We start from the raw sequence: 15,889 nt of genomic DNA on the forward strand, positions 1-15,889 counted from the left end.
AAATAAGTCAGTCTGGCGGGTTGAGGGTCAGGATACCCTGCTCGACCCGCCAGGCGCGCAGACGGCTCAACACGTTCATGCCGATGATGTCCTGATCGCCAAATGCCGGTGATACGTCCGCACCAACATCGTCCAGAATGACCGATCCGATGCCGAGCTTTGCAACCGTAACATGGTCCGCCGTGGCCGGGCCGTTGGCCGTGTCGATCAGGCTGCCGAAAGGACTTTGCGTCAGATCCAGTCCGGCCGCCCGCGCCGTGGCCACCGATAAGGCCGTTGTGGTGGCGCCGCTGTCGATCATCATGCGCCGCTCGATACCGTTGATGCGGACATTGGCCCAGTAATGGCCGTCCGGGCCGATCGGAATCCGCGCGGTGCCGGCCGACACTTTCGAACTCGGCCACCAGCCCGTAAGACGATCGCGCTGGGCGATGATCAGGAACATGGCGCCGAATATCCCGATCCAGATCAACGCCATGCGCATGGTCTGGCGGATGGGAATGCGCCGGGCCAGCAAGGCGCTGAGCGGCAATATCAGGATCAGGCCATAAAAGACGATGTCCATGGCCCGGTCGGTGCTCACGGGATCAGCTCCATCCCATCATAGGCGGGCTCGACCCCTTCGGGCAGTTCGCGGCAGAGCGTTGCATAATCCATCGACTGGTCCATGTGGATCAGCACGGTGCGGCGCGGCTTCAGCATCTCCACCCAGTGCAGCACGGATGGCAGGTCGGCATGAGCCGGATGCGGATGACGACGCAGGGCATCGACGATCCAGATATCGAGATCGCGATACAGATCGGCCATGTCGGGCGTCAGGTCATGAAAATCCGTGGCATAGCCGATGCTCTTGCGATCGCATTCGAAGCGAAAACCTGCCGACAGAATGCGGCCATGCGGCTGGTCGACGGTACGCACCCGCACGCCGCCGATCGTCATGTCGTCTTCCAGCATCGCCATGGTCGCGGTCGGCGGATAGCCGGTCTTTCCGCGAAACACATAACCGAAGCGGCTTTCCAACGATGCGGCCGTGGCGGGGCGCGCATAGCCCGACACCGGCTGGCCCAGGGCATGAAAGATCTGCCGCACATCGTCGATGCCATGGCAATGATCGGCATGGTCGTGCGTCCAGAGGATCGCATCCACCGTGGCGACCTCGGCGGCCAGCAGCTGTTCACGCATATCCGGGCCGGTATCGATCAGGATACGCGTGTCGTCATGCTCGACCAGCGCCGACATGCGCATCCGCCGGTTGCGCGGCTCGCCGGGGTCGCACGCGCCCCAGTCATTGCCGATCCGGGGAACGCCGGACGACGTACCGCAACCGAGGATGCAAATTTTCACGCGCGCGTCTTCGCGAACAGCCGGTGGAAATTCTCGGCGGTCGCGGTGGTCAACTGCTCGACCGTTTCGCCGCGCAGCTCTGCCAGGAACTTGGCGGTGTCGGCGACGAAGGACGGCTCCCCGGTCTTGCCGCGATGGGGCACGGGCGCCAGGAACGGAGCATCGGTCTCGACCAGCAGCCGGTCGAGCGGCAGGCGCGCGGCGGTGTCCTGCAAATCCTTCGCGCTCTTGAAGGTCACGATACCCGAAATGGATATATAAAAGCCTAATGCCAAGGCCTTATCGGCAAATGCTCCACTGGCGGTGAAACAGTGGATGACGCCTGGATAGGCCCCCTTCCCCATTTCCTCGGCCAGGATCGCGGCGGTATCGCCTTCGGCATCCCGGGTGTGGACGATCAGCGGTAGGCCGGTCTCGCGACATGCCGCGATATGGGCGCGAAAGCTTGCCTGTTGCCGTTCGCGGTCGCTGTGATCGTAATAATAGTCGAGGCCACTCTCCCCAATGCCGACGACGCGCGGGTGGCGGGCGCGTTCGACCAGCTTGGCGGTGTCGATATGGGGATGAGCATCCGCCTCATGCGGGTGAATGCCGACTGTGGCCCAGACATCCGGCTCACGCTCGGCAGTGGCGATGACCGCATCCCATTCGCTTTCGCGCGTGGAGATGTTGAGCATCGCGGTGACGCCCCGATCCCGTGCCCGCGCGAGCATCCCGGCCTGATCTTCGATCAAGCCCTTGTAATTCAGATGGCAATGGCTGTCGGCGAGCATCAGGCGTCGGCCTCGACCGGGATTTCCAGGCGCGGAAAAGCCGGGGTCGGCGCGGCCAGCGGCGTACCGTTCACCGCGCGGCGGGCGTACCAGCCATCATCGTCGATCGCGGCGTGATCCCGCTCCTCGGCCCCCAGCGTGTCGAGGACGAGCCCTGCCCCGCGCGGCGTGACGGGCAGGATCGCAATGGCGAGCATACGGATCGCGCGGACGAGCGTGCCGAGCACAGCGTGCATCCGCTCGGGGTCGGTCTTGCGCAGCGACCAGGGGGCCTGCACATCGATATACTGGTTGCAGGCATAGACGCCGCGCATCCACGCTTCGATCCCCTGGCTGAGCGCCAGATCGCCGAACGCCGCTTTCAGGCCCGCGCAGGCCACGACGACCTCCTCCAACAGCATCGCATCGGCCGGATCGCTCCGTCCCGCCTCGGGGAGTGCGCCACCCAGATTCTTGGCGATGAACGACAGGGTGCGCTGCGCCAGATTGCCGAAGCTGTTGGCGAGTTCCGCGTTGACGCGGGTGACGATCGCCTCGGCCGAATAGGAGCCGTCCTGACCAAAGCTCACCTCGCGCAGGAAGAAATAGCGCAGCGCGTCGACGCCGAACGCATCGGCCAGGCCCATCGGGTCGACGACATTGCCGACCGACTTGGACATCTTCTCGCCCCGGTGGAGCAGGAAGCCGTGCCCGAACACTGATTGGGGCAAAGGCAAGTCCGCCGACATCAGGAAGGCGGGCCAATAGACAGTGTGGAACCGAACGATGTCCTTGCCGATCAGGTGCAGATTGGCGGGCCAGAAGCGCGCTAGATCGCTATCCTTGTTCGGATAGCCGGTGCCGGTCAGGTAGTTGGTCAGCGCGTCGACCCAGACATACATGACATGGCCGGGGCTGTCCGGCACCGGCACGCCCCAGTCGAAGCTGGTCCGCGAGACCGACAGGTCGGACAGGCCGCCCTCGACGAAGCGCATCACCTCGTTGCGGCGGCTTTCCGGACGGATGAATTCGGGATTGTCGCGGTACAGGTCGAGGAGCGGCTGCTGATATTTGGACAGGCGGAAGAACCAGGTTTCCTCGGCCGTCCACTCGACCGGCGTGCCCTGCGGCGACAGCTTGGTGCCGTCCTCGGCGGTCGTCAGTTCGCCCTCGTCGTAAAAGGCTTCGTCGCGGACCGAATACCAGCCCTCATAGCGGTCGAGGTATAGATCGCCCTTGTCCTGCATCGCCTTCCAGATCGCTTGGCTGGCGGCATAGTGATCGGTGTCAACCGTGCGGATGAACCGGTCGTAGGAAATCTCAAGACGGTCCGCCATCACATGGAAATGGCTTGACATTTCGTCGGCGAATTCGCGTGTCGGGATGCCACGGGCGCGCGCCGCCTGGGCCATCTTCAGCCCATGCTCATCGGTGCCCGTCTGGAACAGGACATCCCGGCCCGCCTGACGCTGGAACCGGGCGATGACGTCGGCCGCCACCATCTCATAGGCATGGCCGATATGCGGGCGGCCATTGGGGTAGTGGATGGCGGTGGTGATATAGAATGGATCGGCCATGGCCGGTCCCTAGAACATCCCCTCGCGCAGGTGAAGCCCGGCTTAGCCACGAAGGCTCCAGGCCAGCCACAGCCAGCCACCGATCAGGATCGTACCCCCGATCGGTGTGATCGCCCCCAACCAGCGCGGCGCGCCGAAGGCCATGGCGTAGAGCGTACCCGCAAAGATCGCCGCCCCGATGACGAAGGCCCAGGCGACGCCGCGCGCCTCCATCCGAAGCGCGACGAGCGCGGCGACCGCATGGATCAGTTGATAGTGGCCGCCGGTACGCAGCCATTCGACCGCCGCGCCTTCCGCCCGGTGTGCGCCGAACGCCCCGGCGGCGATCGCCATCGCACCCGATAACGCGGCCAAGATCGCCACCCATCCCATGGTTCAGCCCTTTCGCTCGTCCTGCGTGATCATCCGGTCACTCGCCGCGTGCAGGTCTCCGGCTGCGGCCTGGGCAGCCAGCCTTTCCTTGTCGCGGGCCCGGTACATCGTCTCGACCCGGTCGATTTCGGCCTCGTCGACTTCCAGGCTGCCCAGGGCCAGCCGGGCCATCTTCACCGCCGACTCCAGAACCTCGCGGACGACATATCGCGCCGGTCCGCCCTTCAGGCGCAGGACGGCGCGGCGGTCATAGGCGCGGACGAACAGCGCGGCATTGGGGAAGGCGGCGTGGACGCTTTCCAGAAATTCCAGCGTGATCTGATCCTCGTCGAGGCAGAACAGGATCAACTCCGCCTCGGCCGCGCCCGCCTGTCGCAACAGGTCGAGCCGGGTGCCGTCGCCATAATAGACCTTGGCCCCGAAGGACGCGGCGATGTCGATCATCTCGATATCGCGGTCGATCAGCGTGACGGGCACGTCGCTGGCGATCAGCATCTGGGCGACAGTCTGGCCGAAACGGCCATAGCCGACGATCAATGCGTTGGCACCATCGGTCATCGGCCCCTCGCGTTGGCCGCCGCGGGTGATGACCGGCTCCTCACGGATACGCCTTGTGGCGGCCATCAGGAACGGCGTCGTCGCCATCGACACGGTGATGATCGCGCCGAACAGGCTCGCGGCTTCGGGTGCGATCAGATAACCCGCCTGGGCCTGGGCGAACAGAACGAAGCCGAACTCGCCGCCCTGGCTCATCAGCAGCCCGAGCGCGAAGGCGGAACGCCAGTTCATCTTGAACGCCAGGCCGATCAGCATGATGACCAGCGTCTTGGTCGCGATCAGCGCCAGGGCCATCACCGCGACGAAGAGCGGCCGCTCGGCAATGGCGGGCAGGTTCAGCATCATGCCGACCGCCAGGAAGAACAGACCAAGCAGGATCGAGCGGAACGGCTCGACATCCGCCTCCAACTCATGGCGATAGGGGCTGTCGGCAAGCATGACGCCCGCGATGAATGCGCCGAGCGCCGTCGACAGGCCGAGCAACTCCATCACCGCCGCGCTGGCGATGACCGTGAACAGTCCGGCGAAGACGAACATCTCGCGCTCGCCCATATTGCCAATCAGGCGGAACAAGGGGCGCAGCAAAAAGCGTCCGGCCACGATCAGGCCGATGATCGCGCCGATGGTCTCCAACGCCAATATCCAGCCCGGCGGGCCGGTGTGGTCCGCCGGATTGCGCGACATGGCCGCCACGATGGTGATTAGCGGGACGATGGACAGATCCTGGAAAAGCAGGATCGAGAAAGCGCGCTCTCCAAAGGGCGTGCGCATCCGCCCCGAGGATTGCAGCATCGGCAGGACCTGCGCGGTAGACGACAGCGCCAGTGGCAACCCCAGCGCCAGCGCGGCCTCCAGCGAGAAATGCGCCAGGAGGACGATGCCGGTGATGGCCAGGCCACAGGCCGCGACTTGGATCAGGCCGAGCCCGAAAATTTCGTGCTTCATCCGCCACAGCCGGGCTGGGTTCAACTCCAGCCCGACGATGAACAGCAGCAGGGTGATGCCGATCTCGGCGATGCCCAGTTTCGACTCGGCGTCGCCGACCAAGCCCAGCACATGCGGGCCGACCACCGCGCCCGCGACCAGATAGCCCAGCGTAGCACCGAGACCCAGGCGTCGGAAGACCAGCACGAACGCCAGCCCGAAACCCAGCAGGATCGCACCATCGCGCAGCAGGGAGACTTCGCTGTGCATCAGCGGACAACCGCGCCGGATGCCTGCTCGGCGGCCTCGGCCGCCGCCTCGAAGGCGAGCCGGATCGAGGGGTGGCGTGCGGTATAGGTCAGGGCGGGCGAGAAAACCTCCAGGCCTGGCCAGTCGGGTGCATCCCCCTGCCCCGCCGCCAGCCAGCCGGTCAGGGCATCGCGGGCATCGGCCAGTTCGCTCACGCTGCGCCCGACGATATGCGCCGACAGCAGCGCGGCGGACGCCTGCCCCAACGCGCAGGCGCGGACTAGCATTCCGACCTGGCTGACGCGGCCGTCCTCGTCCAGATCGATGTCCACCGTCACCCGACTGCCGCAGATGGGCGAGCGCTTTTCCACGCTCGCCATCGGATCGGTCAGCCGCTGGTCGTGCGGAATGGCCGTGGTCAGCCGCAGAATTTCGGCATTGTAGAGGGGCGCGGTCATGACGGCGTCTCGCTGTTGGTGGCGGCGTCGGTGGCCGGTGTAGGGGCGCCGAAGACCGGCAAGCCGCGACGGCGGCGATCTACGAAATCCGCGATCCCGGCGCTCGTGGCGTTCAGAAGCTTATAGGTACGGCTCTTGACCATCCATTCGGGACGGCGGGCCGGGCCACCGCTGACCGTATCGACCAGAAGGGCCACGACGAGGAAGACGAGGCTGGCGAGGATCAGCCCCTTGAGCGCGCCGAAACCAAAGCCGAGCGCCCGGTCGACCGGCCCCAAAATCGAGGTCCGCGCCCGGCTGCCGATCGCGCGGGCGACCAGCCGTCCGCCGAGATAGGTCACGCCGACGATCAGCGCAAAGGCCAGGACGGCCGATCCCGATACGGTGCCGACCACACCGGTCAGCGCCTGGGCAAGCGGAATGTGGAACAGTTTCAGAGCCGCGACGATCGCGACCCAGGCAAACAGCGCGAGGACTTCGGTTACGAAACCGCGCAGGAAACCCTGGATCGCGGCGCCGAACACGGCGATCAGGACAAGAATATCAAGCGCTGTCAATGCGTCCGGTCCAATGTTTCAGCCCCATCCTGTCGTCGCGCCGCCCGTGACGGCACGGGCGGACGTGACGACCTCAGCCCCTCGCTACCCCCGACCCAACATATGGTCAACGAACTCGGCCAGGGTTCGGAAACCGGTCATCCGCAAACCGCTTTCCTCGGAGGTCATCGCTCGGGGCACCATGGCTTTCTCGAAGCCCAGTTTGCCTGCCTCCTTCAGTCGCAGCCCGCCGTGTGCGACCGATCGGATTTCCCCCGACAGCGCGATCTCGCCGAACACGATCGCGTCCGACGGAACCGGCCGCTCTGACAGCGCCGAGATGAGCGCAGCGGCGACCGCCAGATCGGCTGCCGGGTCCTGCACCCGGTATCCCCCCGCGATATTGAGATAGACTTCCGCCGACGAAAAGCTGAGCCCGCACCGCGCCTCCAGCACGGCCAGGATCATCGCGAGCCGCCCCGTGTCCCAGCCGACGACCGCACGCCGGGGCGTGGCACCCGATGCCAGCCGGACGGTCAGCGCCTGGATCTCGACCAGCACCGGCCGCGTCCCCTCCAGCGCTGGGAACACCGTCGCCCCCGTAACCCCCTCGTCCCGATTGGTGAGGAAGAGCGAGGAGGGATTGCCGACTTCGGTCAGCCCCTCGGTCTGCATCGCGAACACGCCGATCTCGTCGGTGCCGCCGAAACGGTTCTTGATCGCGCGCAGGATGCGGTACTGGTGGCTCCGCTCCCCCTCGAACGCGAGCACGGTGTCGACCATATGTTCCAGCACGCGCGGCCCCGCGATCGATCCGTCCTTGGTGACATGACCGACCAGCACGACGGCGGTGCCGCGCTCTTTGGCGAAGCGGATCAGCTCCTGGCCCGACGCCCGAACCTGGCTGACTGTACCCGGCGCGCCCTCGATCAGGTCCGAGTGCATGGTCTGGATCGAGTCGATGATCAGCAGTGCTGGTGGCGTGCCGATCGACAGGGTGGTCAGGATGTCGCGGACCGAGGTCGCGGCCGCCAGCCGGACCGGCGCTTGCCCCAGTCCCAGCCGCCGCGCGCGCAGACGCACCTGGTCGGCGGCTTCTTCGCCCGAGACATAGGCGACGGGTTTGCCCGCCAGGGCGAGCTTGGCGGCGGCCTGGAGCAGCAGGGTCGACTTGCCGATCCCCGGATCGCCGCCGATCAGCGTGGCCGAGCCCTCGACGAACCCGCCGCCGAGCGCCCGGTCCAGCTCGGCAATGCCGGTCGCCATCCGGTCGGGCAGCGGAATGTCGGCGTCCAGCCCGACCAGCTGGATCGCACGCCCGCCGCCCTGCAGATTATGCTTGGCGGCAAAAGGGGTCAGCTGGACCGGCGCTTCCTCCAGCATGGTATTCCATTCGGAGCAATCGGGGCACTGCCCCTGCCAGCGGGACGACACCGATCCGCAGGATTGGCAGACATAGCGCTTCTGAACTTTGGCCATGGCGCTACCTCTAGCGGGAGCGGAACGAAAATGGAACGGATATGATGCGCCGGGGCAGGAGTGGTCTTTGCGTCGTCACCCGTCTATGGGGCGGATTCCATGACCCCAGACCAGTTTCGTGTCGCCCTGTTCAGCGGCAACTATAATTACACGCGCGATGGCGCGAACCAGACGCTCAACCTGCTCGTCGGCCATCTGCTCGATCGGGGTGTCGCCGTGCGCGTCTATTCGCCGACATCCTCGACCCCAGCCTTTCCGCCGGTCGGTGATCTGGTCGATGTGCCTGCCATCCCGCTGCCCTTCCGCGCGGATTACAAGCTGGCGCGCGGACTACCTGCCAAGGTGCGCGCCGATCTGGAGGCCTTCGCGCCCAACATCGTCCATGTCTCGGCGCCTGAATTCCTCGGCCATGCGGCGGTGCGCTGGGCGCGGGAAAAGGGGGTCGCCTCGCTGGCGTCGGTGCATACCCGGTTCGAGACTTATCCGGCCTATTACGGCCTGGGCTTTCTCGAAAAGGCGATCGTCCGGCTGCTCACCCGCTTCTACAACAAGTTCGACCGGATCGTAGCACCCAGCCCCAGCATGATCGCGCTGCTGCGCGGCTGGGGCGTGACGCCGCCGATGAGCATCTGGTCGCGCGGCATCGATCATGACCGGTTCCAGCCTGCGCGCCGCAGCCTGGAATGGCGGCGCTCACTCGGCATCGCCGATCACGAGGTCGCGATCGGGTTCCTGGGCCGCCTGGTCAAGGAAAAGGGGCTGGACGTCTTTGCCGAGGCGCTGGCCGAGTTGCGGCGGCGCGGCGTGCCGCACAAAGTACTGATCGTGGGCAAGGGCCCGGCGGAGGGTTGGTTCGCCAAGGCCACGCCCGATGCGATCTTCGCAGGCTATCAGACCGGCGACGATCTGGGCCGGGCGGTCGCGTCGATGGACATCTTCTTCAACCCCAGCGTCACCGAGACGTTCGGCAACGTGACGACCGAAGCCATGGCCGCCGGTGTGCCCGTCGTCGCGGCCAACGCGACCGGCGCGATGGACCTCGTGGCGGATGGCGAGACGGGCTATCTGGTCGAGGCGCGCGACATCATGGGCTATGCCGACGCGCTGGAGCGGATCGCGACCGACGCTCCCTTGCGCCACCGGTTCAGCGCAGCAGGCCAGGCCCGCGTCGCCGATTACCGGTGGGATAAGGTCAACGACGCGGTGCTCGATGCGTACCGCGCACTGTTCGCCGACCGGGCCTGACGCCTAGCCTTCGCGCCAGTCGAAGGTCAGCGGTGCCTCGCGAAAGGCGAACCGGTCCAGATGGCTGGACACGACCTCGCGCATCCGCGCGACGTCGCCGTCCTCCGGCACGTTGAGGATCACGTCGAGCGTGTCGCTGCTCGCGCGCATCTCCAGTTTCGATCCATTGGGGAAGGTGATCGTCCCTTCCTCGGGGGTGAAGACGACCTCCATCTTGTGGCTCCAATGCTTGGCGAGCTGCTGGAGGTAGCGGCTGGCCGAAAGCGTCGGCACGCGGGCAACGGACATGCTCATTTCATCCGCTCCACCTTCTGGGCCAGTTCGTCGATCAGCGCGGCGACCTCGTGAGCCATATCCTGTGAGGCATCGCCCCGCCCGAAGCGTTCGCCCAGCGCGATCTTCAGCCCGATCATCGCACGCCGGACGGGTGCGGAGTCGGTCCGTTCGCGGTGCTCGCCCAGGGCTTTCAGGCGGGCGATCAGCGTTTCGACCTGCTCGGCATTGTCCGCGAGATGGCTGCGTCCGGTTTCGGTCGCGGCGAAGCGCTTCTTGGCGCCCTCCGACCGCTGTTCCTCGATGAAGCCCATTTCGTCGAGCAGGGTGAGCGTGGGGTAGATTACGCCGGGGCTGGGCGCGTAGGCGCCGCCGGTCATAGTTTCGATCTCGCGGATCAGGTCATAGCCGTGGCGCGGTTCGTCGGCGATCAGCTTGAGCAGGACCAGCCGCAATTCGCTGCCGTCGAACATCCGTCCACGGCGTCCGCCCCGGCCGCGACCGCCGCCCATTTCGCGCTCGATGTCCCATTTCACCTCGAACGGCCCGAACGACCAATGGCCCCGCCGATGGCCGCGATCCGTCCCCCCGGCATGATGATGGTGATGATGATGTCGCATGGTGCAACTCCTTTCTTGATAGCATCAAGATATATCGTGAGCGATCGGAGTCAAGATCGTCCAAGATATATCTTTGGGTGAGAGGATGACGTAACGCCCCTCGTGCCCTACATGGCGGACATGGCCGATCTGTTCGCGGGCATGGACCCCGCCCCCGCCGCTCCTGCCCTGTCACCGGACGCGCCGCTGGCCGACCGGCTGCGCCCGATGCAGCTGGCGGAGGTCGTGGGGCAGGATCACCTGACCGGGGCGGGCGGCGCGATCGGGCGGATGGTCGCCGCCGGTCGGCTGTCGTCGATGATCCTCTGGGGGCCACCCGGCACCGGCAAGACCACGATCGCCCGACTGCTCGCCGCCGAGGTGGGCCTGCGCTATGCCGCAATCTCCGCCGTCTTTTCGGGCGTTGCGGATTTGAAGAAGGTCTTTGCCGAGGCGCGCGACCATGCCCGTCTGGGCCAGCGCACCCTGTTGTTCGTGGACGAGATCCACCGCTTCAACCGCGCGCAGCAGGATGGTTTCCTGCCCTATGTCGAGGATGGCACCGTCACGCTGGTCGGGGCGACGACGGAGAACCCCTCCTTCGAGCTCAACGCCGCCTTGCTCAGCCGTGCGCAGGTGCTGATCCTCCACCGGCTCGGCCAGGCGGCGCTCGACCAGTTGCTGGAGCGGGCCGAGGTCGAGATGGAACGTCCCCTGCCCCTCGATCCGGCGGCGCGCGATGCGCTGATCGCCAGTGCGGATGGGGACGGGCGGTTCCTGCTCAATCAGGCGGAGACGCTGTTCGCGGTCGACCTGCCCGAACCGCTCGACCCCGCCGGGCTGTCCGCATTCCTGCAACGCCGGGTCGCGGTCTATGACAAGGACCGGGAGGGGCATTACAACCTCATCTCGGCACTGCATAAGTCGATCCGAGGATCGGACCCGCAGGCGGCCCTCTATTATCTCGCGCGGATGCTGACGGCGGGCGAGGAGCCGCTCTACGTGCTGCGCCGCCTGACCCGCGCCGCCGTCGAGGATATCGGGCTGGCCGATCCGCAGGCGCTGGCCCAGTGTCTTGCGGCCAAGGACGCCTATGACTTTCTGGGCTCGCCCGAGGGGGAGTTGGCGATCGCGCAGGCCTGCCTCTATCTGGCGACCGCGCCCAAATCGAACGCCGCGTACAAGGCGCAGAAACAGGCATGGCGGACCGCCAAGGAAACCGGCTCGTTGATGCCGCCCGCCAATATCCTGAACGCGCCGACCAAGCTGATGAAGCAGATCGGTTACGGCGCGAACTATCAATACGATCATGACGCCGAGGGCGGTTTCTCGGGCGCCAACTACTGGCCCGACGAGCTACCGCCGCAAGAGTTTTATACCCCCTCGGGCCGCGGTCTGGAAAAACGGATCGCCGAGCGCATGGCTTGGTGGGACGAGCGGCGGCGCGCGTTGCGGGATGGGGATGGCTGAGCGCTTCGAGGGGTTCGTCGCGATCGACTGGTCGGGGGCTCATGGGACGGCGCATCCGGGCATCCGCATGGCGCATTGCGGAGCGGGGCATGCTGCACCTGAGCTGGTGCCGCCGCCGGGCCGAGCCTGGTCACGACAGGGCGTGGCGGACTGGATATTGGAGCGTGCCGATGAGCCTCTGCTGATCGGTTTCGATTTCAGCTTTTCGGCGCCTTTCGTCGCGCGCGGCGCGCATCTGCCTGGCGATAGGCCCACGCCCGATGCCCGGGCGCTCTGGGCCTATGTCGACGAGAGCAGCGACGATCCCGATCTGGGCGCGCGCAGCTTCCTAGAGGCGCGGCGGGGCACGCACTTCTATTTCGGGGCGGCCGATGGGCGCAAAGCCGACTTCCTTCACTGGCGCGCGTGCGAGATCGCCGCGGATGGGGGTAAGAAGCCCTCGACCGTCTATGACGCGATCGGCGCGTCTCAGGTGGCGAAGGCCAGCTTTGCCGGAATGCGGCTGTTGCGGCGGCTGGACGGGCATGTCGCGATCTGGCCCTTCGATTCCATTCCGGCGAAGGGCGCGCTGGTGGTCGAAATCTATACCTCTATCGCCGCGCGCGCTGCCGGTCGCCCCCGCGGCCGCAGCAAGATGCGGAGTGCCGAGGCCCTGGACGACGCGCTGACCCAGCTGGGCAGCGAACGGCATCACCCGCTGGACCGGTATGACGACCACAGCACCGACGCGATCCTGACTTCCGCCTGGCTGCGCACCGTCGCGACTCGGCAGGATTTGTGGCATCCGGCCGGGCTGACGACGCAGATCGCCCAAACGGAGGGCTGGACCTTCGGTGTCTCTTGACGCTAGGGGGGCCGCAACGCCGGATTAGCACAGCGGTAGTGCAGCGGTTTTGTAAACCGAAGGTCGGGGGTTCGATCCCCTCATCCGGCACCATTTCCCTTCCGTCCACGCCATCGAAATTGGCACCAAAACCACCGCGCTGCGTTACAGTGGCGGAATGATCAAGGTCGCCAGCTACAATATCCGAAAGGGGATCGGCGCCGACCGCAGGCGCAATCCCGACCGTATCCTGGACGTGCTGCGCGAGGTCGATGCCGACGTCATTGCGCTGCAGGAGGCCGACCGTCGCTTCGGCGAGCGCGAAGGGGTAATTCCGCTTCACCTGCTCGACGATCACAGCGACTGGAAGCCGATCGTCTATGGCATGAAGGCCCGGTCGATGGGCTGGCATGGCAACACGATCCTGGTCCGCAAGACCGTGCAAATCCTGGATTTCGAGGCAATCCATCTGCCCTCGCTGGAGCCGCGCGGGGCAGTGATGGCCGACCTGAGGACAAGAAGCGGCGTCATCCGTGTGGTCGGCATGCACCTCGACCTGTCGGGCCTCTGGCGCAGGCGACAGGCGGGGGCGATCCTGTCGCATCTGGCGAGTTGCGTCGAACCCCGTCCCACCGTCATGATGGGTGACCTGAACGAATGGACTCGCTCCGCCGGGTGCCTTCGGGATTTCACGCGGGAGTTCATCATGGCGGACACCGGCCCCAGTTTCCATGCCAGACGCCCCATCGGGCGGCTCGACCGGATCATGGTGACGCCTGACCTCCACATAGCCGACTGCGGGGTCCATGCGACGCCGATGTCGCGCAAGGCCTCCGACCATTTGCCCATCTGGGCGACTTTGGCACCTCGCTGATGCGCGAAAAGGAACTGCGGCTGGCGCTGGTCTGCTATGGCGGGATCAGCTTGGCCGTGTACATGCACGGCATCACCAAGGAAATCTGGAGGATCGTCCGCGCCAGCCGCGCCTCACACGAGGGCGACCCGCCGGCGTCCGCCGTCGATGCCGTCTATCAGGACCTGCTGGACGAGATGGCGGAGCGGGGCGGCGTTCGGGTTCGCGTGCTCGCCGACATCATTGCGGGGGCGAGTGCGGGCGGGATCAACGGCATTTTCCTGGGGCAGGCGCTGTCGACCGGCCAATCGCTCGACCCGCTGACCGACCTGTGGCTGGAGGCGGGGGACATCGAGTCGCTGATCGCACCGGAGGCCGCGCCGACCTCTCGCTTCTCCAAGATGTGGGCCCTGCCCATCGCCTGGATGGCGGCGGGGCGCAGCGGCGACAAGATCGAGGCGCTGGACGAGGATACCCGCGACGAGGTGCGCTACAAGCTCGGCCATCTGGTCCGCTCGCGCTGGTTCGAGCCGCCGTTCGACGCCGATGCCTTTACGGGCAAGCTGCTGGAGGCATTCGACCGGATGGCGGCGGCTCCGGCGGGAAAGCGCCTGTTGCCGCCCGGCCAGCCGCTGGACCTGTTCGTCACCGTCACCGACTTCACCGGCCAGCCCCAGCGTCTGAAGCTCCATTCGCCGGGCGAAGTGGTGGAGACCGAACATCGCATGGTCGTCGACTTCACCGACAGCGGCGGCGGTCAGCTGGCGGCGATCCCTGAACTGGTATTTGCCGCGCGTGCGACGTCGAGCTTCCCCGGTGCCTTCCCGCCCTTCACCGTCGCCGAGCTGGACCGGGTGCTAGAGAGCCGGCAACAGCAATGGGACAGCCGCGACGCGTTTCTGCGCCGAGTCCTTCCCCGTCACCATGCGGCGGGCGCCGCCGACAAGGCGGTGCTGATCGACGGTTCGGTGCTCGTCAACGCCCCCTTCCGCCCCGCCATCGATGCGCTTGGTCGCCGTCCAGCGCGGCGGCAGGTGGATCGACGCTTCGTCTATATCGATCCCTTTCCGGGCATGCACTTCCGCCTGCCCGGCGGCGGCGGCCATCCCGGCTTCTTCCAGACGATCATCGGCGCGATCAGCGAGTTGCCCCGTCAGCAGCCGATCCGCGACAATCTGGAGGCAATCGCCGCGCGCTCGGGCCGGATCGACCGGATGCAGGCGATCGTCACCGCCATCCGCGAGGATGTGGAAGCCGAGATCGAGCAACTGTTCGGCGGCACCTTCTTCCTCGATCGCCCGACCGCCGCACGGCTGGCCTCGTGGCGGGTGCGCGCGCAAGCGGCATCGGCGGCCAAGGCCGGGTTCAGCTATGCCGCCTATGGTCATTTGAAGCTCGCCAACGTCATCGACGCCATGGCGACGATCTTTGCCGAGGCGATCGGCGACGAAGGGCCGCAGCGGCGCGGCCGCCTGCGCGCAACGATCGAGCGGACCATGGCAGAGCGCTATGTCGGCGCGGAAACGATCCACTTCAAAGGTGGCTCCAGCAACGGCGCGCGTAACTTCCTACGCGCCTTCGATCTCGGCTATCGCATTCGTCGCCTCCGCCTGCTCGCCCGTCGCCTGACCGCGCTGGAGGCCGATCATAGCGAAGCCGAGCTGGCCCCCGTGCGCGACGCCATCTACGAAATGCTGGCCGAATTTCTGGAGCGGCAGCAGGGCCCGGCCCATGCCGACATGGCGCACGATATTCGCCATGCCCGCGACGATGGCGGGCCGCTGCTCGACCAGTTGGAGGCGCGGCTCGACCTGATCCGGCTGGACGGGGAGACCGATGCTCGGCTGGCCGCCGCCTTCGCCGGGCTGCCGCGTTCGGCCCGGCGGACCTTGCTGCTGACCTATCTGGGTTTTCCCTATTTCGACGTGGCGACCTTGCCGCTGTTGCAGGGCGAAGGGCTGGACGAGTTCGATCCGATCAAGGTGGACCGCATCGCCCCCGACGACGCGACCGCGATCCGCTCGGGCGGGGCGGAGGCAACGCTGAAGGGCATCCAGTTCCTGACCTTCGGCGCGTTCTTCAGCCGTAGCTACCGCGAGAACGACTATCTCTGGGGCCGTCTGCACGGCGCGGAGCGGATGATCGACATCGCCATCTCCACCCTGCCCTCGACCATCCGGTTGAAACCCGGTGCGGTCGCAGCATTCAAGCGGCGCGCTTTCCTCGCCATCCTGGACGAGGAGGAAGAGCGGCTAACCGCCGTCGCGCCGCTGATCGCCTCGCTTCGCCGAGAGATCGGCTGAAGGCTGGTCATGCCCGAACAACGCGGCTAGACCGCCAGCCCATGGCGACGTCCGCCCGCTTCGTCAGGGGGCGG

The 15,889-nt window shown here is 66.4% G+C and carries 16 protein-coding genes and 1 tRNA gene; 6 read left to right on the forward strand and 11 right to left on the reverse strand.

Going from position 1 to position 15,889, the window contains the following annotated elements; genetic code table 11:
• Positions 1-7: 7 nt before the first annotated feature.
• The 9 genes from SB4_RS00515 to radA all read right to left on the reverse strand — a co-directional run bounded on the left by SB4_RS00515 (position 8) and on the right by radA (position 8,249).
• A complete protein-coding gene (locus SB4_RS00515; RefSeq protein WP_058750954.1) occupies positions 8-583 on the reverse strand; it encodes a retropepsin-like aspartic protease family protein in 576 nt (191 codons plus the stop codon).
• Positions 580-1,344 (reverse strand): MBL fold metallo-hydrolase, encoded by a 765-nt coding sequence (locus SB4_RS00520; RefSeq protein WP_058750955.1) that lies wholly within the window; start codon positions 1,342-1,344, stop codon positions 580-582. Before SB4_RS00520 ends, SB4_RS00515 begins: the two co-directional genes overlap by 4 nt.
• Positions 1,341-2,117 (reverse strand): TatD family hydrolase, encoded by a 777-nt coding sequence (locus SB4_RS00525; RefSeq protein ID WP_058750956.1) that lies wholly within the window; start codon positions 2,115-2,117, stop codon positions 1,341-1,343. Before SB4_RS00525 ends, SB4_RS00520 begins: the two co-directional genes overlap by 4 nt.
• On the reverse strand, positions 2,117-3,673 hold the full coding sequence (metG, locus tag SB4_RS00530; RefSeq protein WP_058750957.1) for a methionine--tRNA ligase: 1,557 nt from the start codon (positions 3,671-3,673) through the stop codon (positions 2,117-2,119). Before metG ends, SB4_RS00525 begins: the two co-directional genes overlap by 1 nt.
• 42 nt (positions 3,674-3,715) lie before the next feature.
• Entirely contained in the window at positions 3,716-4,045 is a 330-nt protein-coding gene (locus tag SB4_RS00535) for a DUF423 domain-containing protein (RefSeq protein WP_058715960.1), read from the reverse strand.
• Between the two features lie 3 nt (positions 4,046-4,048).
• Positions 4,049-5,797 (reverse strand): cation:proton antiporter domain-containing protein, encoded by a 1,749-nt coding sequence (locus SB4_RS00540; protein ID WP_058750958.1) that lies wholly within the window; start codon positions 5,795-5,797, stop codon positions 4,049-4,051.
• Positions 5,797-6,234 (reverse strand): iron-sulfur cluster assembly scaffold protein, encoded by a 438-nt coding sequence (locus SB4_RS00545; protein ID WP_058715962.1) that lies wholly within the window; start codon positions 6,232-6,234, stop codon positions 5,797-5,799. The genes SB4_RS00540 and SB4_RS00545 overlap by 1 nt, the downstream gene beginning before the upstream one ends.
• The gene (locus SB4_RS00550; protein WP_058750959.1) at positions 6,231-6,791 is read right to left on the reverse strand and encodes a CvpA family protein; all 561 of its coding nucleotides are present in this window, start codon (positions 6,789-6,791) and stop codon (positions 6,231-6,233) included. Before SB4_RS00550 ends, SB4_RS00545 begins: the two co-directional genes overlap by 4 nt.
• An 84-nt stretch (positions 6,792-6,875) precedes the next feature.
• Positions 6,876-8,249, reverse strand: a complete 1,374-nt coding sequence (radA, locus tag SB4_RS00555; protein ID WP_058750960.1) for a DNA repair protein RadA — start codon at positions 8,247-8,249, stop codon at positions 6,876-6,878.
• 99 nt (positions 8,250-8,348) lie between these two features.
• On the opposite strand from radA, the gene SB4_RS00560 reads away from it, so the two are divergent.
• Positions 8,349-9,494, forward strand: a complete 1,146-nt coding sequence (locus SB4_RS00560; RefSeq protein WP_058750961.1) for a glycosyltransferase family 4 protein — start codon at positions 8,349-8,351, stop codon at positions 9,492-9,494.
• 3 nt (positions 9,495-9,497) lie between these two features.
• Here SB4_RS00560 and SB4_RS00565 read toward each other — a convergent pair whose 3' ends face one another.
• Both SB4_RS00565 and SB4_RS00570 read right to left on the reverse strand, forming a co-directional pair.
• The gene (locus SB4_RS00565; RefSeq protein ID WP_058750962.1) at positions 9,498-9,788 is read right to left on the reverse strand and encodes a DUF2218 domain-containing protein; all 291 of its coding nucleotides are present in this window, start codon (positions 9,786-9,788) and stop codon (positions 9,498-9,500) included.
• A complete protein-coding gene (locus SB4_RS00570; protein ID WP_058750963.1) occupies positions 9,785-10,387 on the reverse strand; it encodes a PadR family transcriptional regulator in 603 nt (200 codons plus the stop codon). The genes SB4_RS00565 and SB4_RS00570 overlap by 4 nt, the downstream gene beginning before the upstream one ends.
• Before the next feature lie 120 nt (positions 10,388-10,507).
• Here SB4_RS00570 and SB4_RS00575 point away from each other — a divergent pair, with 120 nt between their 5' ends.
• The 5 genes from SB4_RS00575 to SB4_RS00595 all read left to right on the forward strand — a co-directional run bounded on the left by SB4_RS00575 (position 10,508) and on the right by SB4_RS00595 (position 15,815).
• Entirely contained in the window at positions 10,508-11,836 is a 1,329-nt protein-coding gene (locus tag SB4_RS00575) for a replication-associated recombination protein A (protein ID WP_058751027.1), read from the forward strand.
• On the forward strand, positions 11,829-12,680 hold the full coding sequence (locus SB4_RS00580; RefSeq protein ID WP_058750964.1) for a hypothetical protein: 852 nt from the start codon (positions 11,829-11,831) through the stop codon (positions 12,678-12,680). The genes SB4_RS00575 and SB4_RS00580 overlap by 8 nt, the downstream gene beginning before the upstream one ends.
• A gap of 18 nt (positions 12,681-12,698) precedes the next feature.
• Positions 12,699-12,773 (forward strand) — tRNA-Thr (locus SB4_RS00585).
• A gap of 64 nt (positions 12,774-12,837) precedes the next feature.
• Complete coding sequence (locus SB4_RS00590) at positions 12,838-13,533, forward strand: endonuclease/exonuclease/phosphatase family protein (protein ID WP_058751028.1); 696 nt, start codon at positions 12,838-12,840, stop codon at positions 13,531-13,533.
• Positions 13,533-15,815: a patatin-like protein gene (locus SB4_RS00595; protein WP_058750965.1), complete on the forward strand. Its 2,283-nt coding sequence runs from the start codon at positions 13,533-13,535 to the stop codon at positions 15,813-15,815. The genes SB4_RS00590 and SB4_RS00595 overlap by 1 nt, the downstream gene beginning before the upstream one ends.
• Positions 15,816-15,889: the final 74 nt, after the last annotated feature.

The organism is Sphingomonas sanguinis (genome assembly GCF_001476905.1).
Lineage (GTDB): Bacteria > Pseudomonadota > Alphaproteobacteria > Sphingomonadales > Sphingomonadaceae > Sphingomonas > Sphingomonas sanguinis_B.

Bases quoted from the DNA above. Each gene is read 5' to 3' on its own strand.
- SB4_RS00545 (WP_058715962.1), bottom strand. From the start codon at position 6,234: ATGACCGCGCCCCTCTACAATGCCGAAATTCTGCGGCTGACCACGGCC.
- SB4_RS00525 (WP_058750956.1), bottom strand. From the start codon at position 2,117: ATGCTCGCCGACAGCCATTGCCATCTGAATTACAAGGGCTTGATCGAA.
- SB4_RS00560 (WP_058750961.1), top strand. From the start codon at position 8,349: ATGACCCCAGACCAGTTTCGTGTCGCCCTGTTCAGCGGCAACTATAAT.
- SB4_RS00595 (WP_058750965.1), top strand. From the start codon at position 13,533: ATGCGCGAAAAGGAACTGCGGCTGGCGCTGGTCTGCTATGGCGGGATC.
- radA (WP_058750960.1), bottom strand. From the start codon at position 8,249: ATGGCCAAAGTTCAGAAGCGCTATGTCTGCCAATCCTGCGGATCGGTG.
- SB4_RS00565 (WP_058750962.1), bottom strand. From the start codon at position 9,788: ATGAGCATGTCCGTTGCCCGCGTGCCGACGCTTTCGGCCAGCCGCTAC.
- SB4_RS00535 (WP_058715960.1), bottom strand. From the start codon at position 4,045: ATGGGATGGGTGGCGATCTTGGCCGCGTTATCGGGTGCGATGGCGATC.
- SB4_RS00570 (WP_058750963.1), bottom strand. From the start codon at position 10,387: ATGCGACATCATCATCACCATCATCATGCCGGGGGGACGGATCGCGGC.
- SB4_RS00580 (WP_058750964.1), top strand. From the start codon at position 11,829: ATGGCTGAGCGCTTCGAGGGGTTCGTCGCGATCGACTGGTCGGGGGCT.
- SB4_RS00590 (WP_058751028.1), top strand. From the start codon at position 12,838: ATGATCAAGGTCGCCAGCTACAATATCCGAAAGGGGATCGGCGCCGAC.
- metG (WP_058750957.1), bottom strand. From the start codon at position 3,673: ATGGCCGATCCATTCTATATCACCACCGCCATCCACTACCCCAATGGC.
- SB4_RS00540 (WP_058750958.1), bottom strand. From the start codon at position 5,797: ATGCACAGCGAAGTCTCCCTGCTGCGCGATGGTGCGATCCTGCTGGGT.
- SB4_RS00575 (WP_058751027.1), top strand. From the start codon at position 10,508: ATGGCCGATCTGTTCGCGGGCATGGACCCCGCCCCCGCCGCTCCTGCC.